The 24,207-nt window shown below is 70.5% G+C and carries 26 protein-coding genes and 3 pseudogenes; 16 read left to right on the forward strand and 13 right to left on the reverse strand.

Features of this window, described 5'->3' with window-relative positions; translation table 11 throughout:
- From ACWCQ6_RS07740 to ACWCQ6_RS07750, 3 genes and pseudogenes are all read right to left on the reverse strand, one after another.
- A pseudogene (locus tag ACWCQ6_RS07740) lies at positions 1-81 on the reverse strand (electron transfer flavoprotein subunit beta); the annotation flags it as partial.
- Positions 82-284: 203 nt separating this feature from the next.
- Positions 285-791, reverse strand: coding sequence for a flavin reductase family protein (locus tag ACWCQ6_RS07745; RefSeq protein ID WP_451086518.1), 507 nt, complete (start codon positions 789-791; stop codon positions 285-287).
- A 197-nt stretch (positions 792-988) separates the two neighbouring features.
- Positions 989-1,315 (reverse strand): TlpA family protein disulfide reductase, encoded by a 327-nt coding sequence (locus ACWCQ6_RS07750; protein ID WP_451086520.1) that lies wholly within the window; start codon positions 1,313-1,315, stop codon positions 989-991.
- Between the two features lie 218 nt (positions 1,316-1,533).
- Between ACWCQ6_RS07750 and ACWCQ6_RS07755 the strand changes: the two genes are divergently transcribed.
- Positions 1,534-2,256 carry a lysophospholipid acyltransferase family protein gene (locus tag ACWCQ6_RS07755; RefSeq protein WP_451086522.1) on the forward strand — a complete coding sequence of 241 codons (723 nt, stop codon included), beginning with the start codon at positions 1,534-1,536 and terminating at the stop codon, positions 2,254-2,256.
- Between the two features lie 373 nt (positions 2,257-2,629).
- On the opposite strand, the gene ACWCQ6_RS07760 is transcribed toward ACWCQ6_RS07755, so the two are convergent.
- From ACWCQ6_RS07760 to ACWCQ6_RS07770, 3 genes are read right to left on the reverse strand one after another with little or no spacing between them, the layout of a single operon-like run.
- Positions 2,630-3,709: a threonine aldolase family protein gene (locus ACWCQ6_RS07760; protein ID WP_451086524.1), complete on the reverse strand. Its 1,080-nt coding sequence runs from the start codon at positions 3,707-3,709 to the stop codon at positions 2,630-2,632.
- On the reverse strand, positions 3,688-4,455 hold the full coding sequence (locus tag ACWCQ6_RS07765; protein ID WP_451086526.1) for an SDR family NAD(P)-dependent oxidoreductase: 768 nt from the start codon (positions 4,453-4,455) through the stop codon (positions 3,688-3,690). The genes ACWCQ6_RS07760 and ACWCQ6_RS07765 overlap by 22 nt, the downstream gene beginning before the upstream one ends.
- Before the next feature lie 26 nt (positions 4,456-4,481).
- Positions 4,482-5,879, reverse strand: coding sequence for a DUF6421 family protein (locus ACWCQ6_RS07770; RefSeq protein ID WP_451086528.1), 1,398 nt, complete (start codon positions 5,877-5,879; stop codon positions 4,482-4,484).
- Between the two features lie 317 nt (positions 5,880-6,196).
- Between ACWCQ6_RS07770 and ACWCQ6_RS07775 the strand changes: the two genes are divergently transcribed.
- Positions 6,197-6,847 carry a glycerophosphodiester phosphodiesterase gene (locus tag ACWCQ6_RS07775; protein WP_451086792.1) on the forward strand — a complete coding sequence of 217 codons (651 nt, stop codon included), beginning with the start codon at positions 6,197-6,199 and terminating at the stop codon, positions 6,845-6,847.
- 28 nt (positions 6,848-6,875) lie between these two features.
- Here the strand turns inward: ACWCQ6_RS07775 and ACWCQ6_RS07780 are convergent, their stop codons facing one another.
- The gene (locus ACWCQ6_RS07780) at positions 6,876-7,427 is read right to left on the reverse strand and encodes a GNAT family N-acetyltransferase (RefSeq protein ID WP_451086530.1); all 552 of its coding nucleotides are present in this window, start codon (positions 7,425-7,427) and stop codon (positions 6,876-6,878) included.
- 77 nt (positions 7,428-7,504) lie between these two features.
- Here ACWCQ6_RS07780 and ACWCQ6_RS07785 point away from each other — a divergent pair, with 77 nt between their 5' ends.
- Positions 7,505-7,900, forward strand: coding sequence for a VOC family protein (locus tag ACWCQ6_RS07785; RefSeq protein ID WP_451086532.1), 396 nt, complete (start codon positions 7,505-7,507; stop codon positions 7,898-7,900).
- Positions 7,901-7,966: 66 nt separating this feature from the next.
- Positions 7,967-8,169 (forward strand): annotated as a pseudogene (locus ACWCQ6_RS07790) (leucine zipper domain-containing protein); the annotation flags it as partial.
- A 173-nt stretch (positions 8,170-8,342) separates the two neighbouring features.
- Here ACWCQ6_RS07790 and ACWCQ6_RS07795 read toward each other — a convergent pair.
- Positions 8,343-9,746, reverse strand: coding sequence for an aminotransferase-like domain-containing protein (locus ACWCQ6_RS07795; RefSeq protein WP_451086534.1), 1,404 nt, complete (start codon positions 9,744-9,746; stop codon positions 8,343-8,345).
- Between the two features lie 105 nt (positions 9,747-9,851).
- Here ACWCQ6_RS07795 and ACWCQ6_RS07800 point away from each other — a divergent pair, with 105 nt between their 5' ends.
- From ACWCQ6_RS07800 to ACWCQ6_RS07830, 7 genes are all read left to right on the forward strand, one after another.
- Positions 9,852-11,105 (forward strand): Tm-1-like ATP-binding domain-containing protein, encoded by a 1,254-nt coding sequence (locus tag ACWCQ6_RS07800; RefSeq protein WP_451086536.1) that lies wholly within the window; start codon positions 9,852-9,854, stop codon positions 11,103-11,105.
- A 51-nt stretch (positions 11,106-11,156) separates the two neighbouring features.
- A complete protein-coding gene (locus tag ACWCQ6_RS07805; RefSeq protein ID WP_451086538.1) occupies positions 11,157-11,981 on the forward strand; it encodes a phosphoenolpyruvate hydrolase family protein in 825 nt (274 codons plus the stop codon).
- Between the two features lie 132 nt (positions 11,982-12,113).
- The gene (locus ACWCQ6_RS07810; RefSeq protein WP_451086540.1) at positions 12,114-12,704 is read left to right on the forward strand and encodes a DUF5134 domain-containing protein; all 591 of its coding nucleotides are present in this window, start codon (positions 12,114-12,116) and stop codon (positions 12,702-12,704) included.
- An 86-nt stretch (positions 12,705-12,790) separates the two neighbouring features.
- On the forward strand, positions 12,791-13,726 hold the full coding sequence (locus ACWCQ6_RS07815; protein WP_451086542.1) for a M56 family metallopeptidase: 936 nt from the start codon (positions 12,791-12,793) through the stop codon (positions 13,724-13,726).
- A 33-nt stretch (positions 13,727-13,759) separates the two neighbouring features.
- Positions 13,760-14,458, forward strand: a complete 699-nt coding sequence (locus tag ACWCQ6_RS07820) for a phosphatase PAP2 family protein (protein WP_451086543.1) — start codon at positions 13,760-13,762, stop codon at positions 14,456-14,458.
- Positions 14,459-14,547: 89 nt separating this feature from the next.
- A complete protein-coding gene (locus ACWCQ6_RS07825; RefSeq protein ID WP_451086545.1) occupies positions 14,548-15,249 on the forward strand; it encodes an HAD family hydrolase in 702 nt (233 codons plus the stop codon).
- 69 nt (positions 15,250-15,318) lie between these two features.
- Positions 15,319-15,498, forward strand: a complete 180-nt coding sequence (locus tag ACWCQ6_RS07830; protein ID WP_451086547.1) for a hypothetical protein — start codon at positions 15,319-15,321, stop codon at positions 15,496-15,498.
- 99 nt (positions 15,499-15,597) lie between these two features.
- On the opposite strand, the gene ACWCQ6_RS07835 is transcribed toward ACWCQ6_RS07830, so the two are convergent.
- Positions 15,598-17,088, reverse strand: a complete 1,491-nt coding sequence (locus ACWCQ6_RS07835; RefSeq protein ID WP_451086548.1) for an LVIVD repeat-containing protein — start codon at positions 17,086-17,088, stop codon at positions 15,598-15,600.
- Between the two features lie 155 nt (positions 17,089-17,243).
- Between ACWCQ6_RS07835 and ACWCQ6_RS07840 the strand changes: the two genes are divergently transcribed.
- Positions 17,244-17,930 (forward strand): DUF305 domain-containing protein, encoded by a 687-nt coding sequence (locus tag ACWCQ6_RS07840; protein WP_451086794.1) that lies wholly within the window; start codon positions 17,244-17,246, stop codon positions 17,928-17,930.
- A gap of 77 nt (positions 17,931-18,007) precedes the next feature.
- Positions 18,008-19,423: an FAD-dependent oxidoreductase gene (locus tag ACWCQ6_RS07845; protein ID WP_451086550.1), complete on the forward strand. Its 1,416-nt coding sequence runs from the start codon at positions 18,008-18,010 to the stop codon at positions 19,421-19,423.
- Positions 19,424-19,434: 11 nt separating this feature from the next.
- Here ACWCQ6_RS07845 and ACWCQ6_RS07850 read toward each other — a convergent pair.
- From ACWCQ6_RS07850 to ACWCQ6_RS07860, 3 genes and pseudogenes are all read right to left on the reverse strand, one after another.
- A pseudogene (locus ACWCQ6_RS07850) lies at positions 19,435-19,728 on the reverse strand (ArsR/SmtB family transcription factor); the annotation flags it as partial.
- 92 nt (positions 19,729-19,820) lie between these two features.
- The gene (locus ACWCQ6_RS07855; protein ID WP_451086552.1) at positions 19,821-20,210 is read right to left on the reverse strand and encodes a hypothetical protein; all 390 of its coding nucleotides are present in this window, start codon (positions 20,208-20,210) and stop codon (positions 19,821-19,823) included.
- 103 nt (positions 20,211-20,313) lie between these two features.
- A complete protein-coding gene (locus tag ACWCQ6_RS07860; RefSeq protein ID WP_451086554.1) occupies positions 20,314-21,090 on the reverse strand; it encodes a methyltransferase domain-containing protein in 777 nt (258 codons plus the stop codon).
- Between the two features lie 85 nt (positions 21,091-21,175).
- On the opposite strand from ACWCQ6_RS07860, the gene ACWCQ6_RS07865 reads away from it, so the two are divergent.
- The 3 genes from ACWCQ6_RS07865 (at position 21,176) to ACWCQ6_RS07875 (ending at position 23,348) form a co-directional block, all read left to right on the forward strand.
- Entirely contained in the window at positions 21,176-21,769 is a 594-nt protein-coding gene (locus ACWCQ6_RS07865) for a GNAT family N-acetyltransferase (protein WP_451086556.1), read from the forward strand.
- Positions 21,770-22,066: 297 nt separating this feature from the next.
- On the forward strand, positions 22,067-23,155 hold the full coding sequence (locus ACWCQ6_RS07870) for a WD40/YVTN/BNR-like repeat-containing protein (RefSeq protein ID WP_451086558.1): 1,089 nt from the start codon (positions 22,067-22,069) through the stop codon (positions 23,153-23,155).
- Positions 23,156-23,219: 64 nt separating this feature from the next.
- The gene (locus ACWCQ6_RS07875; protein ID WP_451086560.1) at positions 23,220-23,348 is read left to right on the forward strand and encodes a hypothetical protein; all 129 of its coding nucleotides are present in this window, start codon (positions 23,220-23,222) and stop codon (positions 23,346-23,348) included.
- Between the two features lie 102 nt (positions 23,349-23,450).
- On the opposite strand, the gene ACWCQ6_RS07880 is transcribed toward ACWCQ6_RS07875, so the two are convergent.
- The gene (locus tag ACWCQ6_RS07880) at positions 23,451-24,128 is read right to left on the reverse strand and encodes a uracil-DNA glycosylase (RefSeq protein WP_451086562.1); all 678 of its coding nucleotides are present in this window, start codon (positions 24,126-24,128) and stop codon (positions 23,451-23,453) included.
- Between the last annotated feature and the right edge of the window lie 79 nt (positions 24,129-24,207).

Here is a 24,207-nt window from a genome sequence, read left to right on the forward strand (position 1 = left end):
CACCGTCAGGTCATCGGCGAAATGCCGGTCACCGGTGGCGTCGGGCACGTACTTCACACAGACAACGATCCTCAAGCTCACGCCGGCTCTCCTACTGCATCGTCATTTCCGGGGCTGCCTTGTTGCACGCAGCATAGGCGCCTGATGGGGCGGATTCCGGTCGGGGCGACCGATGCCCCGACCGGAAATATTACTAGCCAGTACACCCAGCGGCTCACCCATGAGCAAGCGCTCGGAACTGTGATATGCCCAACGTACGACGCCCATGTGCCGCCTGGGCGGGATCAGTCTCGCAGAGCGTTGAAACGGCCCTGGTGATAGAGCAGCGGACGACCGCCTCCGGCCGGGTCGCCGACCACGGCCTGCGCGATGACTATCCGGTGGTCCCCCGCCGGGACACGGGCGACCACGCGGCAGACCAGCCACGCGAGTACACCGTCGAGCACCGGCACGCCTTCGGGCCCACTACGCCAATGGGTGGACGGGCCGAACCGGTCGGCGCCGCTGCGGGCGAAAGTGGCGGCCAGCTCCTGCTGGTGCTCGCCGAGTATGTGGACGCCGACATGCTCGGCCTCGGCCAGGACCGGCCAGCTGGAGGACGAGGTGCCGGCCCCGAAGGAGATCAGCGGCGGCTCGGCGGCGACGGAGTTGAGCGAGGTGGCGGTGAAGCCGACCGGCCGGTCACCTGCGGCGGTGATCACGGCCACACCGGCGGCGTGCTGACGGAAGACGGAGCGGAGGAGTTCGGGGGAGGCCTGGCGTGTGGTGCCGAGCTCGTGCGAAGCCGTCATGGAGATGTCCTTCTGCGGAAGAGGCGTGCGGGGCCGTGGTTGCTCAGACACCCGGACAGCGCGCCCTCGCGTTGCGGGCGAGATCCACGTGGACCCGGCAGCAGAGAAGGAGCTCCTGTGGCATGGCGCCAGGCTGACGATGCGTGGTGGTTGCAGTCAAGACTGTTCCGCAATTGTGGGAGATGCGTCACGATCCGTCACATCGCCTGTCCCAGTGCGGCGACCACGTCCACGGTGCGTGGCTGTCCGACCGCCCGGCGGACGATCCGGCCGACCGCGTCCAGGACCAGCACGGTCGGCGTCCGACTGACCCCCAGCTCCCGTACGAGGGTGAGATGCGCCTCTGCGTCGATCTCCACATGAGCCACGCCGTCCACCATGCGCGCCACCTCTCCGAGCGTGCGGCGGGTCGCCCGGCAGGGCTGGCAGAACGCGCTGGAGAACTGCACGAGGGTGGCCCGCTCCCCCAGTTCCGCGCCCAGCCGGGCCGCGTCCAGCGGTCCCCCACGAGTCTGCCCGTCCACCCTCGACCTCCTGTCAGAACTCATCGCAAGAGGTCAGCGCCACCGGCCCGCGAGACATTCCCGGAGGTTCCACGTGACGAGAATCTCTTGCTCCGAGCCCTCGGAGACTGGCCACCGCGTCGCGCATGGGGCACGATCAGCGCGATGCCGAAAACCTACGGCTGCGTAACTTCCGCCGGGAGAGCCCTCCTCAGGCGCTGAAGAAGGGTCTTCCCCAGATGGCAGAACTCGTCTATCGGCCGGTCATCGGCGCCGCTCGTACGTTGTTCAAGGCGCTTGACCTGAAGATCGACACCCAGGGTTCCGAGCACATCCCGAAGACCGGTGGCGCGGTACTGGTGAGCAACCACATCAGCTATCTCGACTTCATCTTCACCGGGCTCGCGGCCCTGCCGCAGAAGCGGCTCGTCCGCTTCATGGCGAAGGAGTCGGTCTTCCGGCACAAGGTCTCGGGACCGCTGATGCGCGGAATGAAGCACATCCCCGTCGACCGCAAGCAGGGCGAGGAGGCGTACGCGCACGCGCTCGCCTCGTTGCGCTCGGGCGAGATCGTCGGCGTGTTTCCCGAGGCCACCATCTCGGAGTCGTTCACGCTGAAGAGCTTCAAGTCGGGTGCCGCCCGGCTGGCCCAGGAGGCCGGCGTACCGCTGATCCCGGTGGCACTGTGGGGAACGCAGCGGCTGTGGACCAAGGGCCGGCCGCGCAATCTCAAGCGCAACCACGTGCCGGTGACAATCCGGGTAGGCGAGCCGGTGGAGGCGCCCACCGACCAGTACGCGGGCGCGATCACCCGGCGCCTGCGGGAGCGGGTCCAGGAGCTCCTGGAGGCGGCCCAGCGCGCCTATCCCGTGCGCCCCAAGGACGCCAGCGACACCTGGTGGGTGCCCGCCCACCTCGGCGGTACGGCCCCGACCCCTGCCGAGGTGCGGGAGAAGAGCTGACACTGCCACTTCACGGTCACGGCCGAAGCGAAACTCCGGGGCGCGGACACCGATCCGCGCCCCCGGAGGCGGTCTCCCCGGCTCGGGGCGCCGTGGGAAGGGTGCGGCCACAGTTGCGGGCGGTTCTCGGCGGGCCGCCGGATACGGGGCCGCGTGGAGGACCGGGTAGTCCATATGCGTCGGTGGTGTCACCGCGAAGCTTGGCGACCGTCTCCCGCACCGGCGGATGCTCGTGGCCGATGGCCTCATCGGCGGCGAGATGGGCGGAAGATTTCCAGACCTGTTGAATCAGCTCCATGGTCGCTGAACGCAGGTGTGCGACCGACCGGGCGTCAGTGACTTTCCGGTCGGTCGCACATCTATTCAGCTTTGGCTACTTCGCCATCTCTTCCTTCAGGGCGAGGACGAACGCGTCGACGTCGTCCTCCGTCGTGTCGAAGGCGCACATCCAGCGCACATCGCCGGCCGCCTCGTCCCAGAAGTAGAAGCGGAAGCGCTTCTGCAGCCGCTCGCTCACCTCGTGCGGCAGCCGGGCGAAGACGGCATTGGCCTGGACGGGATGGAGGATCTCCACGCCGTCCACCGCGCGCACGCCCTCGGCGAGCCGCTGGGCCATCGTGTTGGCATGCCGGGCGTTGCGCAGCCAGAGGTCTCCGGCGAGCAGTGCCTCCAACTGTACGGAGACGAAGCGCATCTTCGACGCGAGCTGCATCGACAGCTTGCGCAGATGTTTCATGGCGCGGACGGCGTCCGGGTTCAGGACGACCACGGCCTCGCCGAAGATCGCCCCGTTCTTCGTGCCGCCGAAGGACAGGACGTCGATGCCGACGGTGTTGGTGAACGTACGCATCGGTACGTCCAGCGACGCCGCGGCGTTGGCTATCCGGGCCCCGTCCAGATGGACCTTCATGCCGTGTCCGTGGGCGTGGTCGCAGATGGCGCGGATCTCGTCGGGGGTGTAGACGGTGCCCAGCTCGGTGTTCTGGGTGATCGAGACGACCTGCGGCATGGCTCGGTGCTCGTCGTCCCAGCCGTACGCCTGCCGGTCGATGAGCTCGGGAGTGAGCTTGCCGTCCGGTGTGGGCACGGTGAGCAGCTTGAGGCCGCCCACCCGTTCCGGGGCGCCACCCTCGTCCACGTTGATATGGGCGGACTCGGCACAGATCACGGCGCCCCAGCGGTCGGTCATCGCCTGGAGGGAGACGACATTGGCGCCGGTTCCGTTGAACACCGGGAAGGCTTCGGCGGTGGGGCCGAAGTGACTGTGCATGACGCGCTGGAGGTGCTCGGTGTACTCGTCCTCGCCGTAGGCGATCTGGTGACCGCCGTTGGCGAGGGCGAGTGCCGCGAGGATCTCCGGGTGCGTACCCGCGTAGTTGTCGCTGGCGAAGCCGCGGAGCTGCGGGTCGTGGTGGCGCCGCGCGTCGGTCCTTACGGTTGTGGGGTCAGCCACAGGCGCTTTCCGTTCACTTCCGGGGCGGGCCGGTCCCAGACGCCGGCGATGGCATCGGCCAGGTCCTTGACGTCGGTGAAGCCCGCGAATTTCGCATTCGGGCGCTCGGCGCGCATCGCGTCGTGCACCAGTGCCTTGATGATCAGGATCGCAGCCGCCGTCCTCGGCCCTTCGTCGCCCCCCGCCTTGCGGAACGCGTCCGCCAGCGCGAGCGTCCAGGCCTCGGCCGCCGCCTTCGACGCGGCATAGGCCGCGTTTCCCGCGGTGGGCTTGCTCGCCCCGGCCGCGCTGATCAGCACATAGCGACCCCGGTCGCTGCGCTGCAGACCCTCCTGGAAGGCCAGCGAGGTGTGCTGGACCGTACGGATCAGCAGCTTCTCCAGCAGGTTCCAGTCGGCGAGGTCGGTCTCGGCGAAACTCGCGCTGCCGCGCCAGCCGCCGACAAGGTGGACCAGGCCGTCGATCCGGCCGAATTCCTTCTCGGTCTTGTCCGCCCATTCGCGGGCGGCGTCGAGATCCAGCAGATCAACCGTGTCACCGGTGACGGTGGCGCCGCCGTGGGCGTAGCGCGCGGCGTCGACCGCCTCTGCCAGGCGGGTGGCGTCCGCGTCGGAGGCGACGACGGTCGCTCCGGCCTCGGCGAGCCTCATCAATGTGGCCCGGCCGGCCGGGCCCGCGGCTCCGGCCACCGCGACCACGGCACCTTCGAGGGCACCGCTCCCGTTGCCCCTGCCGTTTCCGTTCATGGCCACCGCCTCCTCAGACCCGGCGCTCACGCGGCTGCCTGCTCGGCATCCGCGGCGGTGATCCCCTTGGTCGAGGCGATCACATTCTTCAGCTTCTTGGAGAGCGCCTCATAGAACATGCTCAGGGGAAACTCGTCCGGAAGCACATCGTCGACGAGCTTACGCGGCGGCAGCGACAGGTCCAGGGCGTCCGGGCCCTTCGCCCAGCGGGAGCCCGGGTGCGGGGCGAGGTAGGTCGAGACCAGGTCGTAGGCGGCGAACCAGTGGACGAGCTTGGGGCGGTCGATGCCGTCGCGGTAGAGCTTCTCGATCTCGGCGCAGAGCTGGTTGGTGATCTGCGGGGCCCGGTCCCAGTCGATCTTCAGCGTGTTGTCGGTCCAGCGGACCACATCGTGCTTGTGGAGGTACGCGAAGAGCAGCTGGCCGCCGAGGCCGTCGTAGTTGCGGACGCGCTCGCCGGTGACGGGGAAGCGGAACATCCGGTCGAACAGCACGGCGTACTGCACGTCACGGCCCTGGGCGAAGCCGTCGGCCTCCAGCTTCACGGCCTCCTTGAAGGCGGTGAGGTCGCAGCGGAGCTCTTCGAGGCCGTACATCCAGAACGGCTGGCGCTGCTTGATCATGAAGGGGTCGAAGGGCAGGTCGCCGTGGCTGTGTGTCCGGTCGTGGACCATGTCCCAGAGCACGAAGGCCTGCTCGCAGCGCTGCTGGTCGGCGACCATGTCCCGGATGTCGTCGGGCAGCTCGACGCCGAGCAGCTCGACCGAGGCCTCGGTGACCCGGCGGAAGCGGGCCGCCTCGCGGTCGCAGAAGATGCCGCCCCAGCTGAAGCGCTCGGGGGCCTCGCGCACGGCGATGGTCTCCGGGAAGAGCACGGCGGAGTTGGTGTCGTAACCCGAGGTGAAGTCCTCGAAGGTGATACCGCAGAACAGCGGGTTGTCGTAGCGGGTCGCTTCGAGCTCGGCCAGCCACTCGGGCCAGACCATCCGCAGCACGACGGCTTCGAGGTTGCGGTCCGGGTTGCCGTTCTGCGTGTACATCGCGAAGACGACCAGGTGCTGCAGTCCGTCGGTGCGGTCCTTGGCCGGCTGGAAAGCGAGCAGCGAGTCGAGGAAGTCCGGCACACCGAAGCCTTCCGCGGCCCAGCGGCGCAGGTCCGCGACCAGGGCGCGGTGGTACGCGGCATCGTGCGGCAGCAGCGGGGAGAGCTCCTCGACCGAGGCGATCACGCGGTCGAGCGTCGACCGCGCGGCCTCGGGGGACGGCGCTCCCTCGGCCCCGAAGTCGATGGAACCGTCCTTCGACTGCCAGGGGCGGATCTCCTCCACGGCATTCCTGAGCACGGGCCAGGCGGGTTGATCGACCACCCGCTGATCCGTGGCTATGCCTCCTGCAGTGGCGTCCTGCACAAGAATTTCCGTCATAACACTTCCTCCACAGGAGAACCTCGCGTTAAGCAACCGTATCCATGTGCGGTTCCTTGAGACAAGTGGGCCCCAGAAAATTATCCTGCCGACCCTCACGGTCACCGCGATTCTTCCTGTGCAGACCGTTCTCTGCGGCTACTTCCGTCGGCCGGATGTACGCCGCAGGTGTCCGCCCGTCCCATCTCCCCCGACGCCGTTAGGCTGCCGAATCGCCGTATGCCGTAGCGCCTCGTGGGTAGGAGCCGCGCGCGGGAAGACGCCGTCGACGGAAGCGGGTTGCCTTGTCTTTTCTCACCATCGGACATCGCGGAGTGATGGGTGTCGAGCCGGAGAACACCCTGCGCTCGTTCGTCCACGCCGAACGGGCCGGAATGGACGCGATCGAACTGGACCTTCATCTGAGCAAGGACGGCGCCCTGGCCGTCATGCACGACGCCGATGTGGGCCGTACCACGGACGGTACGGGGCCGATCAACGAGAAGACCCTCTCCGAGCTGCGGGAACTCGATGCCGGACAGGGCGAGCGGGTGCCGGTCTTCGAGGAGGTGCTCGACGCCGTACGGTCCCCCGTGCAGGCCGAGATCAAGGACGCGGCCGCGGCCCGCGCCCTGGCCGAAGTGATGCTGCGACGCGGTCTCACCGACCGAGTCGAGGTGTCCTCGTTCCATGACGAGGCGGTGGCCGAGATCGCCCGGCTGGTGCCGGGGGTACGGACCGTGCTCATCGCCAGCCGCTGGCAGGGCGATGTGGTGGACCGGGCAAAGGCGGTGGGGGCGGCGACGCTGGCGCTGAACATCCGCCGCCTCACCCTGGAGGTGACCGAACAGGCGCACGCCGAGGGGCTGAAGGTCATCGGCTGGGTGGTGAACACCCAGGACCATCTGCGGCTGGCACGCGCCCTGCGGCTGGACGGCGCGACCACCGACTACCCGGAGATCCGCCGCGCCGGCCGCTTCACCGCCTGATCAGGGGGCCCTGGAGGTCTCCCCCGGCTCAGACCAGGTCCTTGACCAGCAGTTCGAAGGCGAGGTCGTCGCGCTGCGGAATACCGAAGCGCTCGTCGCCGTACGGGAACGGGCTGAGCTTTCCCGTACGGCGGTAGCCGCGCCGTTCGTACCAGGCGATCAGCTCCTCGCGCACCGAGATCACGGTCATGTGCATCTCGCGGGCCCCCCAGCTCTCCAGAACGGTGCGCTCGGCCTCGGCGATGATCACCTTGCCGAGCCCGGCCCCCTGAAGTTCGGGACGGACCGCGAACATGCCGAAGTAGGCGGCGTCGCCGCGGTGTTCGAGCTGGCAGCAGGCGATGAGCGCACCGTCGCGCTCCACCACCAGCAGCCGGCTGCCGGGCGCCTGAAGGACCTGCCGCACACCGTCCGGGTCCGTCCGCTGCCCCTGCAGGATGTCCGCCTCGGTGGTCCATCCGGCCCGGCTGGAATCCCCGCGGTACGCCGACTCGATCAGCGCCACCAGTGCGGGCACATCGGCATCCGCAGCGTTGCGGAAGGTCAGCTGTCCCGGGTCCTGGGCGCGGGCTGTGTCCATGGCGGCGGCTCTCCGTTTCAGTGCTGTAGCCGTGCCGGAGCAGCGTACCCCGGCTGTCCCGAACTAGATTCGGGCGCATGGTTCACGTGCTGAGCAGCCGGATCCTGTTGCGCCCGGCCGACCCCGAGCGATCGCGGATCTTCTACGGGGAGTCCCTCGGGCTGCCCGTCTACCGGGAGTTCGGCACCGGCCCCGAGCGGGGCACGGTCTACTTCCTCGGGGGAGGCTTCCTGGAGGTGTCCGGACGCGCCGCCGAACCGCCGGTACCCGGCCTCGAACTGTGGATGCAGGTCCCCGATGTGCGGGCGGCGCACGAAGAGCTCTCGGCCCGCGGTGTCGAGGTGCTGCGCGGGCCGGTGCGCGAGCCCTGGGGCCTGGTCGAGATGTGGATCCGCGATCCGGACGGGCACCGGATCGTCATGGTGGAAGTACCGGCGGACCATCCGCTGCGGTACCGCCCCCAGACCCTCTAGCCGTGCTGGTCAGGAGGAGACCTCCGGGCGTAGCGGAGATGCCTGTCTTCACCACGACCGGAGGTCTTGACGGCCCGCGCCAATGCCCGGCTGGCCTTTCGTGGCAGACGCCTTCCGGTGCGTCGTGTCGTGCAGGACCTGCGTCCGGTGGCACACGTGGCCATGGAACTGGGCGTCTCACGGCAGTGGGGTGACGCGTTTCCGGGCCCGAGGGCCGAAAGGGCCTGTACGTCCGCTCCAGTCGGCCCCGCACCTGCCCGAGGCACACCCCCTGCGGATGTCGAAGCTGCGGTGCCCAGTGCCCTGAGTGCTCGTCAGGAACACCGAACGCGCCTGCGCGTCGGCACCCTTGCTGAGCTTCTACAACACTCGATGCCGACACTCCGCGCTCCCAGGCAAACCACCCGCCAGCCGCGTTCCCAACCATCACAGAGCAGTACAACTAGCGGCTTCTCCGCGCGCAGTCGACGAGCACGGGCAAAACCTTCTCCAGGCTGCCGTCCCGGTCGGCGAACGGGAGCCGCACGTGGTGGCGGAAGCCGTCCACGGCGGAGAAGGCCGGGCCGGGGACGATCAGTACGCCCGCGCGGCGGGCCAGCTGGGCGGTGGCCTCGGCGTCGGCGCCGGGGATCTCCACCCAGAGCGCGGAGCCCCCGTCGGGCCGTTCCCATCGCCAGCCGGTGTGCTGGTCGCGCAGGAGCCGTTCGGTCTCCGCCAGGCGTTCGCGCAGCCGCGAACGGCGCCGGGCCCGGGCATCGGGCAGTTGCCGGAGCAGCTTCACGGCCAGCATCTGTTCCACCACCGGACACGACAGGTCGACGGACTTCTTGATGTCGGCCAGGCGGCGGATGACGGGGGTGGAGGCACGGATCCAGCCCAGCCGGAGGCCGCCCCAGAAGAGCTTGGACAGGGTTCCGACGCTGGCCGTGGCGGCGGGCGGCAGCAGGCCGGCCAGGGAGACCGGCGCGGCGTCGTGGTGCAGGGACAGTTCGGCGTAGGCGTTGTCCTCGACCGTGTACAGGCCCTGTTCGGCCAGTGCGGCGGCCCAGGCGCGGCGGGTGGGCTCGTCCATGCCGAGGCCGGTGGGGTTGTGGAGGGACGGCTGCAGATAGACGAGGCGCGGGCGGACGCGTCCGGCCAGCCGGGCCATTGCGCGGGCGCCGTGGGCCCCGTCCGCGGGCAGCGGGACCAGCCGGGCCCCGCGGGCGCGCAGCGCTTCGAGGGCGCCCCGGTAGGTCGGGTCCTCCACGATCACCGTGTCACCGGGCTCGACCAGGCCCTGGGTGATCAGCCAGACGGCCTGCTGGGATCCGGCAGTCACCAGGATCTGATCCGCAGTGGTCGGCAGGCCCGCCGACCGGTGGTACTCGGCGATCCCCTCGCGCAGCTCGGGCAGTCCGTACGGGAGGTAGCCGTCGCCGGACAGCGCGGCAGTGAGGTCGTCGGCGGACAGGTCGCCGACCGCCGCCGCGACCGCGGACAGACCGTCCAGCGCACCGCTGGACAGATCGATGCCGCCGTCCCTCGTCCCGAAGCTGGCCAGCCGTCCCTCGGTCGCGGGTTCGCCCATCGAGCCCGAGCCCCGCAGCCGGGAGCCGCTGCCCTGCCGGCTCTCCAGCCACCCCTCGGCCTCCAGCAGACCGTACGCGGCGGTCACCGTACTGCGGCTGACCCCCAGCGCCGTCGCCAGGGCGCGCTGCGAAGGGAGCACCGTGCCCGGTGCCACGTCTCCGCGCTGCGCCAGTTCGCGCAGCGCCTCGGCCAGCAGCCGCGGCATCGCGCCCGTGCCGTCCTTGGACCACCCGGTCAGCAGGCGGGACAGCCGAGTGGGAGGAATCCGGTCCATGCCTCCATCATCGCCCGCCGCAGGCCAATTACCGTCAAGTGGTCTTTGCCGCCCTCCGACGGCTCGCACATGATCGGGACAACGCCGTTGCAAAGGAGCAGGAACATGGCGACCGTGGTGCTCGTCGGGACACTGGACACCAAAGGGGCGGAGTACGCGTGGCTCTCGGCGCGGCTTCGTGAATCGGGATGCGACGTGGTGCTCGTCGATGCCGGGGTGATGCCGTCACCCGCCGACAGCCCCACGGGTGACATCGACGCCGCGGCCGTCGCGCGCCGCGCCGGGCACGGACTGGAGGCGCTGCGCGCCGCCGGGGACCGCGGAGCGGCTGTGACGGCCATGGCCGAGGGCGTCGAGCGGATCGTCGGTGATCTGCATCGGGAGGGACAACTGCACGCGGTGCTGGCCGTGGCCGGGAGCGGCGGGTCGTTCATCGCCGCGCGTGCCATGCAGGCGCTGCCCATCGGCGTTCCGAAGGTGCTGGTGTCCACCATGGCCAGCGGGGACGTGTCGCCCTACGTGGGCAGCAGCGACATCACCATGATGTACAGCGTGGTCGACATGGCGGGAATCAATTCCGTGTCGTCACAGATCCTGGGCAACGCGGCGGCCGCGGCGGCCGGCATGGCCATCCACCACGAGCAGAGCCTGAAGCGGTCGGAGCCCCAGGGGCGTCCGCTGATCGGCGCCAGCATGTTCGGCGTCACCACTCCCGCGGTCGACGCAGCCCGCCGGCGGCTGGACGAGCTGGGCTACGAGGTCCTGGTCTTCCATGCCACGGGCGCGGGCGGGCGGGCGCTGGAGAAGCTCGCCTCGGGCGGGTTCCTCGCCGGTGTCCTGGACCTGACCACCACCGAGCTCGCGGACGAGCTGGTCGGCGGCGTGCTGAGCGCGGGCCCCGACCGGCTCACCGCGGCGGGCAGGGCGGGCCTGCCGCAGGTGGTCGCGCCCGGCGCCCTGGACATGGTCAACTTCGGCGCCGCCGACACCGTCCCGGAACGCTTCGCGGACCGCCACCTCCTCGTGCACAACCCCACCGTCACCCTGATGCGCACCACGGTCCAGGAGATGGCCGAACTGGGCGCCTCCATGGGGCACAAGCTGGCCTCGGCGCACGGTCCGACAGCGGTCCTCTGGCCGCTGGGCGGTGTCTCCGCCGTGGACGCCCCGGGCGGACCGTTCCACGACCCCGAGGCCGACGCAGCCGGGCTGACGTCCCTGCGCACGGCCCTGCGGGGAAGCACCGTCGATCTGCGTGAGATCGGCGCCCACCTCAACGACCCGTCGTTCGCCGTCGCCGCCGCCGACCACCTCCACCAGCTGATCACCACCCGGAGCCGTTCGCACCCGGACGTCTGAGCCCACCGAGCCCGAGCAGCGAGAACACACCCACCGAACAGGAGCCCATCAGTGAACCGCAAGGAAGCCCTGGCCCGCCTGACCGAGCAGGTCCGGACCGGCCGGGCCGTCATCGGCGCGGGCGCAGGCACCGGCCTGTCCGCCAAGTGCGCGGAGGCCGGCGGCGTCGACCTGCTGATCATCTACAACTCCGGCCGGTACCGGATGGCCGGCCGGGGCTCGCTGGCGGGCCTGCTGCCCTACGGCGACGCCAACGCCATCGTGCTCGACATGGCGGGCGAGGTCCTGCCCGTGGTGCGGGACGTCCCCGTGCTCGCCGGGGTGTGCGGCACCGACCCGTTCCGGATCATGGGCAACTTCCTCGACCAGCTGAAGGCCGTCGGCTTCACCGGCGTACAGAACTTCCCCACCGTCGGACTGTACGACGGCAAATTCCGCGAGAACCTCGAAGAGACCGGTATGGGCTTCGGCCTGGAGATCGACATGATCCGCCAGGCCCATGAACGCGATCTGCTCACCGCGCCCTATGTGTTCGACCCCGAGCAGGCCGCCGAGATGGCGCGGGTGGGTGCCGATGTACTCGTCCCGCACGTCGGGCTGACCACCAAGGGGTCCATCGGCGCCTCGACCGCGCTCACGCTCGATCAGGCCGCCACCGCCGTGCAGGAGATGCACGACGCGGCCAAGCGCGTCAATCCCGACATCATCGTGCTGTGTCACGGCGGGCCGATAGCCGAACCCGAGGACGCCCGTTACGTCCTGGACCGCACCACCGGGATCGCCGGGTTCTTCGGTGCCTCGTCCATGGAACGGCTGCCCACGGAGCGAGCCATCACCGAGCAGGCACGCGCCTTCAAGTCCCTCACGCTCGGCTGACAAGGGGCGGAAAGCACAGCGCGCGGCGGGAACACTCCCTCCGCGCGCTCCCCTTGTACCTCAGTGCGCCGCGTACGACGGCCCCTGCCCGGGCAGCGATCTGGAGCGTGCGGCAATTGGGGGTGGTGCGCTGTGCACGGACCGGCGATGCCGGGCTGGCTGCTGATGGCGTTGTGCGCGATCACGGGTGCCTACTGCCTGATGCGCACCCGCAGCGAGACCGGCGAAGGGCGCAGAACGGCGCGTGCGGAGGCCCTGATGGGCTTCGGTATGGCCGCCATGGCGGTGCCTGCGGCCGTCGTGACACCCCCCGCGTGGGCATGGGCGGTGTACGCGGCGCTGTTCGGCGCTTCTTCACTGCGCGCGCTGTGGTTCTCCCGGCACGGCGGGCACCATCTGCACCACCTGGTCGGGTCTGCGGCGATGGTCTACATGGCGCTGACGATGGCACCCGGCAGCGGCGCGGCACACGCCGCGCACCCGGGCCACGGGGGCGTGGCGACGGCGGGGGGCGTACCCCTGCTGACCGGACTGCTGCTGGCCTACTACGCGGTGTACGTGCTGCGGTCGGGGTCCCGGTTGATACCCGTGGCCGCCGCGGGTGCCGCGGCGGCCGGTGGCGGTGGCACTCCCGGGGACTCCTGGGCTGCGTGTCCCGAGCTGGCGCTCGCCTGCCGGCTGACGATGGGGATGGCCATGTTCGCGATGCTGCTCACCCTGTGAGACAGTCGGCCGGGCAAACCGTGGTGTGCGTCACTTGCCGTGCACAGCCATACCCGTGGGTACCGCACCCCTCATAGGCTGAAGCCATGTTGGTCTCCCTCGCGCTGCTGCTGCTCGGTGCACTGGCCGCCGTCCTGACCCCACGGCTGATGGCCAGGGCCCCGTGGCCGGAGCGCGAACCCGTGGTGGCGCTGTGGGTGTGGCAGTGCGTGGTGGCCGGGGTGCTGCTCTCCTTCGCGCTCTCCATGACGTTCAGCGCGGCCGCCGCCTGGCAGGCGGTGCGCGGTCATGTGTTCGCAACGGCGCCGCGTGGCGTGATGGAGGCGTACGCGCTGGGCGGGCACGGGCGGTGGTCCGCCGCCATGGCCGTGCTGCTGGCGCTCGGCGGGGTGTGGTCGGCGGTGATGCTGACCCGGGAGATCCACCGGGCCCAGGTGCGTCGCAGGCAGCGACGCGCCGAACTGCTGGTGCGTGCCCCGCTGATGCCCGGCGAGGAGCCCGGCAGCGGCCGTCTCGTCGTGCTGGAGGGAGAGCGTCCGGATGCCTGGTGGCTGCCGGGCGCCGCTCCCCAACTGGTCATCACCACCACGGCACTCCGGCGCCTGAAGGGTCGTCAGCTGGATGCGGTGCTGGCCCACGAGCAGGGTCACGCGAAAGCGCGGCACGACTGGCTGCTGCACTGTTCCGGCGCGCTGGCGACCGGGTTCCCGCAGGTGCCGGTGTTCGCGGCCTTCCGCGACGAGATGCACCGGCTGGTCGAACTCGCCGCGGACGATGTGGCGTCGAAGCGTTTCGGACGGCTGACGATCGCCCTGGCCCTGGTGGAACTCAACGAGGACCGGGGCGTGTTCGGTCCCTGCCCCGCGGCGGACGCACAACTGCCGCTGCGGGTGAACCGGCTGCTGACCCCGGCGGAGCGGCTCACCGCCGGCCGTCGGCTCCGGCTGACCGCGGCGGCGGCGCTGGTACCGGTGGTTCCGCTTCTGGTGGCTTTCATTCCGGGACTCAGTGCGCTGCGATAGCCAGGGGCGCCGGCCGTCCGCGAAGATCGCCCCATGCCGACCCCGCAGCTCCCCCCTCCCGTCCGTCCCCGTTCCCGTGCCACACCCTTCGGGGCGGGTGCGGTCTGTGCGCTTCTCGCACTGGTCGTACTGATCCTCGTCGTGGTGCGCTGGTCACCGCTGATGACGCTGGACCGGGAGGTCGCGGACGCCCTGCACCGCAGGGCGGTGACCGAACCCGGTCTGGTGCACGTCAACCGGATCCTGACCGACTGGGTATGGGATCCATGGACCATGCGCGTCCTGATCACGGTGGCCGTGGTGGTGCTGTGGTGGCGCGGTGCACGGCTGCTCGCGGTATGGGTGGCGGCGACGAGTGTGCTGGCCACCGTGGTTCAGCAGGGGCTGAAGTCCGCGGTCGGCCGGGCACGGCCGCACTGGCCCGACCCGGTGGACCTTGCCCACTACGCGGCGTTCCCCTCCGGTCACGCGATGACGGCGACGGTCAGCTTCGGCCTGCTGCTCTGGCTGCTGCGACGGTACGGCGCCGGGCCCCGACTGTGGCGGACCGCGCTGGTCGTGGCGTGCGTCTCGGTCGTCGGAGTGGGCCTGACCCGGCTCTATCTGGGCGTTCACTGGCTGAGCGATGTACTGGGCGGCTGGCTGCTGGGGGCGGCCCTGGTCGCCTTCTCGATCGACGGATTCGCACGGTTCGAGCGGCGGAGCGGGCGACACCGGCCCCATAGTCCCTGAACCGGCCCGGTACGGCCCCGTCCCGCCGCACCCGTACCGGAACCGGCCGGTCTTGTCGCGGCGCCCCCGCACCGGGGAGGATCGCAGCCATGCAGATCAAGGGTGTGCTCTTCGACTTCTCCGGGACCCTCTTCCGCATCGAGCCGGTCCGGTCCTGGTTGCGCGCGGTCCTCGCCGAGCGGGGTCTGATGGTGGGCGAGGCCGATTTCGAGCGGTACGCGAGCGGGCTGGAGGCCGCCGGGGCGCTGCCGGGCGGCCCGTCTCCCCGGCACGTCCCCGCCCGGCTCACCGCCGCGTACGCCACCCGTGACGAGAGCGCAGAACTGCACCGGGAGGCGTACACCGGACTGGCCCGGCAGGTGGAGCTGCCGGATCCCGGGCTGTACGACGCGCTGTACGAGCGGCACCGGACCCCCGCCGCCTGGCAGCCGTACCCGGACACGGCGGAGGTGCTGGGCGCGTTGCGTGACAGCGGCACCCGGATCGGGGTGATCAGCAACATCGGCTGGGACCTGCGGCCGGTCTTCCGGGCACACGGCCTGGACCACCTGATCGATGCCTATGTGCTGTCGTACGAGCACGGTGTGCAGAAGCCGGACCCACGGCTCTTCCACATGGCCTGCACATTTCTCGGGCTGGATCCGGCGGATGTGGTGATGGTCGGCGACGACCGGCACGCGGACGGCGGGGCCGCCGCGCTGGGCTGTGACGTGCGGTTTGTGCAGCATCTGCCGGTGGCGGAGCGGCCCGACGGACTGCGGACGCTCGGACTGGTGCCGGGCGTTGCCTGACAGACATGTGAGAGATGTCCCTGACGCCCAATGGGTCTGATTGTCACATCGGGGCCTTAGCCTGTAGGCATGTCCCGTTCTCCGTGCTCCTCCGACTCCACGCGCACTGCCGCCGAGGTGAACAAAGAGATCCGCGACCTGTGGCAGCGCTCGGGCGGCCGCCTGTCCCCGGAGGACGAGGAGCAGTACCAGCGCCTGCTGGTGGAGTGGGCCGCGGCGACGGGCGGCACGACCAGGACGGCCGCCTGACGCGACGCGGCGCCCCGCAGGGCGGGGGAACCGCCGCGCGGGGCGCCTTCGGCGCCCGGTGGAGCCGGCTGCCGTCGGCCGGGTGGAGGATCCGGCCGGTCAGCGGTCGAAGTACTCCGGCTGCGTCTGCACATTGAGCTCGTCAAGCCGCACCCGCTTCGCCGGGTCGGTCCGCCGGTCGTCGAGCTTCAGGACGTCGAAGCCCTTGGCTATGTCGTTGGAGTAGATGTACCCGTTGTAGTAGTACGCCGACCAGGGGCCGGCCGTGGTGACTGCGTCGGTGCGGACCGGGCCGCGCTCGAAGTAGCCGATCTCCTTCGGCTTCGACGAGTCGGTGAAGTCCCACACCGACACCCCGCCCTGGTACCAGGCCTGGACCATCAGGTCGCGACCCTTGACCGGGATGATCGAGCCGTTGTGCGCGACGCAGACCTCGGTGTCGGCCTGCGGGCGGTCGATCTTGAAGTAGCTGCGGAAGACCAGCTTGCGGTGGTCTCCCCTGCCGACGATGTCGTAGATGCCGTTGGCACCGCGCTTCGGGCCGATCTCCTCGTTGCAGGTCGCCGCGCCACCGCCGCCGAGTTCATCGGTGAAGACGACCTTGTCCGTCGTCCGGTTGAACGTCGCCGAGTGCCAGAAGGCGAAGTTCACATTGTCCTGCACCCGGTCGATGATCTTCGGGTTCTCCGGATCCTTGATGGAGAACAGCAGGCCGTCACCCATGCAGGCACCGGCGGCCAGGTCCTTCGAGGGCAGCACGGTGATGTCGTGGCAGCCGGTGGTCCTGGAGACGCCCGGGTTCTGCGGAGCACCCGGGTTGCCGCCGTCCGGGAAGAGCACCGGGAAGTTCACGACCGCGGCCTTCTCGGGCGCGTTGCGCGGCACCTTGATCACCGAGATCCCGTCGTGCGGCGGCCGGCAGTCGGGGAACGCCTCACTCGGTGAGTACGAGGAGACGTACACGTACACGTTCTTGCGCTCGGGGACCAGGGTGTGGGTGTGCGATCCGCACGCGGTCTCGACGGCGGCGACATACTTCGGGTTGCGCTTGTCGCTGATGTCGAAGACCTTCATCCCCTCCCAGGAGGACTTCTCCGTGGCGGGCTGGGTGGTGCTGGTGCAGGAGTTGTCGCTGCGCGAGGAGTCGGTGGACAGGAAGAGCAGGTTGCCCGAGACCGAGATGTCGTTCTGCGAGCCGGGGCAGAGGACCTGCGCGACCGTCTTCGGGGACCTGGGGTTGCTGATGTCGAAGATCCGGAAGCCGTCGTAGTTCCCGGCGAAGGCGTACTTCCCCTGGAAGGCCAGGTCCGTGTTGAGGCCCTTGAGCGCGTCCTTCGGGACGTTGGCCAGGTGGGTGATGTTGTCGCTGTGGACGATCTCGTCCACGCCGGGTACCTCGCCGCTGCTGATGGCGGCCGTGGCTTCGGCCCGCTGGGCGGCGGAGACCTCTGTCCGGGCCGCGGCCGTGTCACCGGGGTCGGGCATCGCGGCCGCGGGGCCGGCCATCAGCAGAGTGGCAAGCAAGCCGGCGGCGGCCGTCGCCATACCCAGGCGTCTGCGCCGCACCGGGCTCGTGTGCAACGAATTCACTGCGTCCTCCCATGGATCCGAACGTAGTTGAACGGTTCACGGACCTCGGCAGTATCGTCCTTCCCGAGGTGATCCCAACAGACGGCGGCAGAGACGTAGTGAAGTTTCCGATCGCCGCCGTACGGATGCATGTCAGGAGCTCGGAAACCGCCCATATGGCCATGGAGGTCCACTTGTTGATCCGCCGTCAGACCATGTGCGTACGCAGATCCGTTCTCGTCGCGGCAGCCGTTTCCGCCGCCCTCGTCCTCACCGCGTGCGATGCGGGAGACGGCGGGAGCCGCACGAAGGAGCAGGCCGGCGGGGGTCCTTCGGTGGTGGCTCCGGGAAAGCCGGGCGAGCCCGCGCGGACTCTCTCCGCCGAGGAGGCCGCGAAGGCCGCCGGGGACGACACCCCCAACTCGGCCGACTACCGCTATGCGCAGACGATGATCCACCATCATGCCCAGGCCCTGGAGCTGACCGCGCTCGTCCCGTCCCGCTCCGGCTCGTCCTCGGTCAAGCGGCTCGCCGAGCGCATCACGGCAAGCCAGAAGCCGGAGATCGGCGCCATGGAGGGGTGGCTCACACGCAACGGCGGCGACCGGCGGAAGTCCGCCCACGACCACTCGGCGATGCCCGGCATGGCGACCCCGGCGCAGCTGAAGGAGCTGCGCGAGGCCGACGGAGCGGCCTTCGACAGGCTCTTCCTCAAGTTGATGATCACCCACCACCAAGGAGCGATCACCATGGCGACCGAGGTGCTCGCGGAGGGCAACAACGTGCAGATCGAGGAGATGGCCGGGGACGTCGTCGCCCAGCAGACAGTGGAGATCAACAGAATGCGCACGATGTCGTCCTGACGTGGTCCGGGCGCGCCTCTCCCCCCGCTCCGCCCGCCGGTGTCATGCTGGAGGGATCCCCCGGGAAGAGGTGCGCCGTGCTCCGTGTCGCCGTCGTCGGCTCCGGCCCCAGCGGGGTCTACACCGCCCAGGCCCTGGTCGCACAGGACCGGGTTCCCGATGTCCGGGTCCATGTGCTGGACCGGCTCCCCTGCCCGTACGGCCTGGTGCGCTACGGAGTCGCCCCGGATCACGAGAAGATCAAGTCGCTGCAGAACAGCCTGCGGAGCGTACTGGAACACGAGCGGATCACCTTCCTCGGAAACGTCGAGGTGGGCGGCGACGGGATCCCACCCGAGCGGCTCGGCGAGCTCTACGACGCGGTGGTCTACTGCGTCGGGGCCGCGACCGACCGCCCCCTCGCCGTCCCCGGCGAGGATCTGCCCGGCAGCTGCTCCGCCACCGAGTTCGTCTCCTGGTACAGCGCACACCCCGACGCGGCCGCCGACGGCTTCGCGCTCCGGGCGCGTTCGGTCGTGGTGATCGGGGTCGGCAATGTGGCGGTGGACGTGGCGCGGATTCTCGCGCGCAGCGCGCGGGAGCTGCGTCCCACCGACGTACCGCACGGTGCGCTCGGCGCGCTGGCCGGCAGCCGGGTGCACGAGATCCACATGGCGGGCAGACGCGGGCCGTCACAGGCCAGGTTCACCACCAAGGAACTGCGCGAGCTCGGCGGGCTGCCACAGGCCCGGGTCGTGGTGGACGAAGCGGAGCTCGCCCGCGATCCGGCGTACGCCGATCCGTCCGCCCGGGTTCCCGCCCTGTCCTCGCCTCCGAACGCACCGCCCCTGACGGCTGCGGCGCGGCGCAATGTGGAGGTCCTGCGCGGATGGGCCGCGGCCGGTGACGCGGGGGCGGGCACCGGCGGGCATCCGGTGCGCACCATCCACCTGCGGTTCTTTCTGCGTCCCGTCGAGCTGCTGGAGCGGGGCGGCCGGGTGGCCGGGGTGCGTTTCGCCCGCACGGTGCCGGACGGCAGCGGGGGCGTGCGCGACGCCGGTACGTACGAGGACATCCCCGCCCAGCTCGTGCTGCGGGCGATCGGCTACCGCGGGATTCCGCTGCCCGGTCTGCCCTTCGACCCGGTGCGCGGGACGGTGCCGCATCTGGCGGGGCGGGTGCTGCGGGACGGGGTGCCGTCGCCCGGGGAGTACGTCGCCGGGTGGATCAAGCGGGGGCCGACCGGGGTCATCGGCTCGAACCGGTCGTGCGCGAAGGAGACCGTGGCTTCGCTGCTCGACGACGCCCCACTGCTCGTCGGGCGGCCCTCGGCACCCGATCCGGTGGCGGCACTGCGGGCGTGGGGGCTGCGTCCGGTGGAGTGGGACGGCTGGCTGTCCATCGAGCGGGCGGAGGCGTCGCTGGGGCGGTCGCTGGGCCGGGAGCGGGTGAAGATCCCGGACTGGGCGGGGCTGCTGAGCGCCGCGCGGAGTGGCGGCCGGGACGGTCGGTGAGGCTGTCGGTCCTCACCGATGCGCTGGACCTGGCGGTCAGCCGCGTCGAGGAAACGGTCGAGGAGACCGGGCAACAGCGCCTCCAGGTCCTCGCGTCGCGAGCGTTCGTCTTGGCCGTGCCGCAGTGGATCTGCTGGACGATCCCGCTCTCGCACAGCACCCGGAAGCGGTGCGTGGACGTCGACTTGGACACCGGGAGACCGAAACAGGAGCAGGTGAGTTCGGACTCGCCCGCGGCCGGCTAACGGACGAATGCGCAGTCGCATCGGGTCGGAGAGTGTGTGGAGCACCCCTTCGATACGGATCTCGTCCCGCGTGGGCCCGCCACGCCCGTGACCTCTGCCGCGTCGGTGCCGTCCTCGGGCCGGGACGGTCTCGGCGGGGCAGGTGGGGTCGGTCAGTGGCGGCCGGCGCGCCGTCGGAGTGCGATCTCGACATCCGCGTCGTAGCCCTGGGTCCAGCTGCGGCCGGCACCCGACTTCCATGTGATGTGGGCGGTCGCCCCGTCGACCCTGATGTCGTCCACCGTCATGGCCCGGTCACCGTCCCGTACGTCCCCGCGACGCAGCTCGCGCGCCCTGACGGTGACGGGCCGCGCCGACCCCGCACTGTCGGCCTCGTCCGCCGCGAGGGCGAGCGCCGCCGCCAGCTCACGGGCGCGGGCCGGGGTACAGATCAGCGACAGCTCGCCCGAAGGCGCCGCGGCCCTGATCCCGACCCGCGCTCCGACGTGGGTCACCTCCAGGTCCGCTCCGCGCCCCTCGGCGTCCTCGATCCCGCTCGTCATCGCTCCGCTCTTCCCTTCGCTCGTTCCGTCCGCCCAGCACACCTCGTCGGCCCCGTACAGCGCGGGCCGCGCTGGGCCGACCGCGCCACTTGTGGGACAGGCCCTACGACTCGGCCACGACGACGTAGAGCGTCACGGCTGCCAGGAAGGGACCGTCGGTGAGGTGGCCCAGCCAGCGTCGTGCCGACTCCACGGTGAAGTATCCGGCGTCGACGGCGCGTCGTGCGGTGCGTTCCAGACCGAGAATCCTGTCCGCGGCCCGGACGTCCCGGAAGACGGAGGTGACCGGGACGACCCTGGGCACGGCGAATCCCGCGCCCGTCGCCAGCCGGGCCAGCCGGCTGCCGATGCGGGCGTTGCGGACGGCTTCGTCCGTGACGTACTGGGTGTAGGAGCGCGACAGACCGCTGTCCGGGTGGTCGACCGTCAGGGTCCCCCAGTCCGGCTCGCCCATGACGAGCCGACCGCCCGGCCGGAGCACACGCCGGGCTTCGCAAAGCGCCCTGGCGGGATCGTCGACGTGCTGGAGGACTCGGTCGGTACGGGCCCGGTCGACGCAGTGGTCAGGCAGCGGCAGCTCGTGGACGTCGCCGATCCGAACACTCACGTTGCTACGGCCCGCGCTGCGGTCCCGGGCGGCATCGAGCGCGGCCGGGTCGTGGTCGACGCCGATCACCGTGCCTGTCGCGGTGACGGCCTCGGCGAGCGCGCCGAGGTCGGCCCCGGGACCGCAGCCGAGGTCGAGCGCCGTCTCGCCCGGACGGATTCCGAGCTCGTCGAGCATCTGTCCCTTGTAGGACCGGCCCGGATCGGTCGCGGCGACCCGATCGAGGTAGGCGAACGCGTCGGGCGTGGCAGTCTCGAACACCGAGGAAGTCATGGGCGTCAGTCAACCAGGGGCGGCCACCCCTGGGCTCGGGTATTGCGTTGCGGGCCGGTCGGGGCGCTGCGTAACGTCGTCGGCCATGACGACCCTCGCCCTGCACACCGCACGACTGTGCCTGGAGCCGTACACGCCCGCCGACGAGGAGGACTTCGTCGCGCTGTTCCAGGACACCCGGGTCTCCCGCTGGATGGGGGAAGGCCCGCAGACCGAGGCCGAGGACCGTGCGCTGTTCGGACGGATCTTCAGCAAGGTGTACGCACAGGACCTGTTCGACGTCTGGGCGGTCCGGCAGGAGGGCCGGTTCGTGGGCCATGCGGAGATCAAGCCGTCCCCGGAAGCGGGCGGCCACGAGATCGTCTACGCACTGGCCGCCACCGCGTGGGGGCAGGGGTTCGGCACCGAGATCGCGCAGGCACTGGTCGGGTACGGGTTCGACGAGCTCGGACTCGGCGAGATACACGCCACGGTGGCCGCCGAGAACGCCGCGTCGCTGGCGCTGCTGGAGCGGATCGGTTTCCGGCACGTCCGGGACATCGCGGAGGACGACGGCAGCACGACCCGGGTCCTGACCTGCCCCGTCGTGTCCGAAGCCACCGGGGCCGGTCTGCCCAGGCAGACCTCCAAGCGGCCGCACATGCCGAACTTCCCGTACGCGGAGGGATGTTCGGCATGAACGCAGGCGTCGGTGCGATGGACGCCGTCGCCGCGGGCCACGGCGTCCATCTGCTCGCCGGGCAGCCCTTCGAAGGTCGGCGCAGCTGCTCCATGGTCTCTCCGCCGTGCAGCCCGCACGCGGGGCGCATGAGGGCCCATCAGGCTTGGCAAGCGCTTTCCATCCTGCGTGAAGGTACCCGCGCCGCGCTCGATGCAACAGGGGCCGGGTGTCAGACGGCCTGCTTGCGGGCCACCGTCAGTGGCCGGGTGCAGACTGACCGTTGTCCGACACAACGGCGTTTCGGGAGGTCTGGTCATGACCGACGTACTGCTCACCGTGGGCACGCGCAAGGGACTCTTCATCGGCCGCAGGCGCGGTGAGGCGTGGGATTTCGACGGCCCGCATTTCAATGCCCAGGCGATCTATTCCATCGCCATCGACACCCGGCGGCAGGTTCCACGCATTTTGGTCGGGGGTGACAGCGCGCACTGGGGCCCGTCCGTCCTCCGCTCGGACGACCTGGGCAGGAGCTGGGTCGAGCCACCACAACCGGCCGTGAAGTTCCCCCTGTTCACCGGGGCCTCGCTGGAGCGGGTCTGGCAGCTGCATCCGGCCGGCCCCGAGGCGCCCGATGTGGTGTACGCGGGGACCGAGCCCGCCGCGCTGTTCCGTTCCGAGGACGGCGGGGAGTCCTTCGAGCTGAACCGCCCGCTCTGGGAGCACCCGACGCGTTCGAAGTGGGAGCCGGGCGGGGGCGGCGAGGGGCTGCACACCGTCCTGACAGACCCGAGGGACGCCCGCGCCGTGACCGTCGCGGTCTCCACGGCCGGGGTGTTCCGCACGAAGGACGGCGGTGCGAGCTGGGCGCCGTCGAACAAGGGGGTGTCCGCGGTCTTCCTCCCCGACCCGGATCCTGAGTTCGGTCAGTGCGTCCACAAGGTGGCGAGGGACGCGGTCGATCCCGACCGGCTCTATCTCCAGAACCACTGGGGCGTGTTCCGGAGCGACGACTCCGGGGACAACTGGACCGACATCGGGCAGGGGCTGCCGTCGGACTTCGGTTTCGCCGCAGCCGCGCACCCGCACCGCGCGGACACCGCGTACATCTTCCCGATCAACGCCGACGCCGACCGGGTGCCCGCCGAGCACCGCTGCCGGGTGTTCCGCACCGGTGACGCGGGCAGCACCTGGGAGCCTCTGTCGGCGGGCCTGCCCGAAAAGGCGCACTACGGCACGGTGCTGCGCGACGCGCTCTGTACGGACGACGCCGACCCGGCAGGCGTCTACTTCGGCAACCGCAACGGCGAGGTGTACGCGAGCGCGGACGACGGGGACAGCTGGCAGCGGCTCGCCTCGCATCTGCCGGACGTCCTGTGCGTGCGGGCGGCGGCGATCGGCATCTGAACGCGACCACCGGCCCGCAGTCCGCCTTGGCGTGCCCGCCGGTGAGCTGAGTACCGAGGTGGCCGTGCCCACGGTCGCCGACGGGCTGAAGGAGCCGGAGGAATCCCTGCGGCTGCGGACGGTCGTCCACGACGGCTCCTGGGAGCCGCAGCAGGGGCCGGTGTTCACCGGCACGGTGCGCGACGCGTGCTGACCCGGTTCGCGCGGCGCGCCGTCCATGGACGTGGCACCGGCCCCGTGACGAGCCGGTGCCGCTCCGGGACCGACGAGAGTGCGTGATGCCCGGACCGCTGCGCTACGGCAGCCGCCAGTCGACTTCCTGGGCCCCCTGGCGCAGCAGGAGTTCATTGGTGCGGCTGAACGGGCGCGAGCCGAAGAAGCCGCGGTCCGCCGACATCGGCGAGGGGTGCGCGGACTCGATCGCCGGAAAGCCGTCGAGGAACGGCCGCAGGTTGCGGGCGTCGCGCCCCCACAGCACGGACACCAGCGGCTTGCCGCGTGCGGCCAGGGCCCGGATGGCCTGTTCGGTCACTTCCTCCCAGCCCTTGCCGCGGTGCGCACCGGGTTTGCGGGGCGCCGTGGTGAGCGCCCTGTTCAGCAGCAGTACGCCCTGCCGCGTCCATGGCGTCAGGTCGCCGTTCGACGGACGCGGAAGCCCCAGGTCCGTGTGCATTTCCCGGAAGATGTTCTCCAGGCTGCCGGGTACCTGTGGCACTTCGGGGGCCACGGAGAAGCTCAGCCCCATCGCCATTCCGGGCGTCGGGTAGGGGTCCTGACCGACGATCAGGACGCGTACGTCGTCGAAGGGCTGCTGGAACGCGCGCAGAACGTTCGCCCCGGCGGGCAGATAGGTGCGTCCCGCCGCCACCTCCGCGCGCAGGAAGTCGCCCATCGCTGCGATGCGTCCGGCGACGGGGGCGAGCGCCTCGGCCCAGCCGGGCTCGACTACTTCATTCAACGGTCTTGGTGCCACGGAACGTCACTCTACCGGCGTACGCGAACCGCCTCCGACCTCGAACTCGTACTCCCCCGGCCCGGACTCGCGGCACTGG

It is taken from the genome of Streptomyces sp. NPDC001880, assembly GCF_053594575.1.

Coding starts and splice junctions, on each gene's coding strand:
- ACWCQ6_RS07745 (WP_451086518.1), bottom strand. CDS start 791: ATGACGGCTTCGCACGAGCTCGGCACCACACGCCAGGCCTCCCCCGAA.
- ACWCQ6_RS07755 (WP_451086522.1), top strand. CDS start 1,534: ATGGCAGAACTCGTCTATCGGCCGGTCATCGGCGCCGCTCGTACGTTG.
- ACWCQ6_RS07765 (WP_451086526.1), bottom strand. CDS start 4,455: ATGAACGGAAACGGCAGGGGCAACGGGAGCGGTGCCCTCGAAGGTGCC.
- ACWCQ6_RS07770 (WP_451086528.1), bottom strand. CDS start 5,879: ATGACGGAAATTCTTGTGCAGGACGCCACTGCAGGAGGCATAGCCACG.
- ACWCQ6_RS07775 (WP_451086792.1), top strand. CDS start 6,197: ATGGGTGTCGAGCCGGAGAACACCCTGCGCTCGTTCGTCCACGCCGAA.
- ACWCQ6_RS07780 (WP_451086530.1), bottom strand. CDS start 7,427: ATGGACACAGCCCGCGCCCAGGACCCGGGACAGCTGACCTTCCGCAAC.
- ACWCQ6_RS07785 (WP_451086532.1), top strand. CDS start 7,505: ATGGTTCACGTGCTGAGCAGCCGGATCCTGTTGCGCCCGGCCGACCCC.
- ACWCQ6_RS07795 (WP_451086534.1), bottom strand. CDS start 9,746: ATGGACCGGATTCCTCCCACTCGGCTGTCCCGCCTGCTGACCGGGTGG.
- ACWCQ6_RS07800 (WP_451086536.1), top strand. CDS start 9,852: ATGGCGACCGTGGTGCTCGTCGGGACACTGGACACCAAAGGGGCGGAG.
- ACWCQ6_RS07815 (WP_451086542.1), top strand. CDS start 12,791: ATGTTGGTCTCCCTCGCGCTGCTGCTGCTCGGTGCACTGGCCGCCGTC.
- ACWCQ6_RS07820 (WP_451086543.1), top strand. CDS start 13,760: ATGCCGACCCCGCAGCTCCCCCCTCCCGTCCGTCCCCGTTCCCGTGCC.
- ACWCQ6_RS07825 (WP_451086545.1), top strand. CDS start 14,548: ATGCAGATCAAGGGTGTGCTCTTCGACTTCTCCGGGACCCTCTTCCGC.
- ACWCQ6_RS07830 (WP_451086547.1), top strand. CDS start 15,319: ATGTCCCGTTCTCCGTGCTCCTCCGACTCCACGCGCACTGCCGCCGAG.
- ACWCQ6_RS07840 (WP_451086794.1), top strand. CDS start 17,244: ATGGCCATGGAGGTCCACTTGTTGATCCGCCGTCAGACCATGTGCGTA.
- ACWCQ6_RS07855 (WP_451086552.1), bottom strand. CDS start 20,210: ATGACGAGCGGGATCGAGGACGCCGAGGGGCGCGGAGCGGACCTGGAG.
- ACWCQ6_RS07860 (WP_451086554.1), bottom strand. CDS start 21,090: ATGACTTCCTCGGTGTTCGAGACTGCCACGCCCGACGCGTTCGCCTAC.
- ACWCQ6_RS07865 (WP_451086556.1), top strand. CDS start 21,176: ATGACGACCCTCGCCCTGCACACCGCACGACTGTGCCTGGAGCCGTAC.
- ACWCQ6_RS07870 (WP_451086558.1), top strand. CDS start 22,067: ATGACCGACGTACTGCTCACCGTGGGCACGCGCAAGGGACTCTTCATC.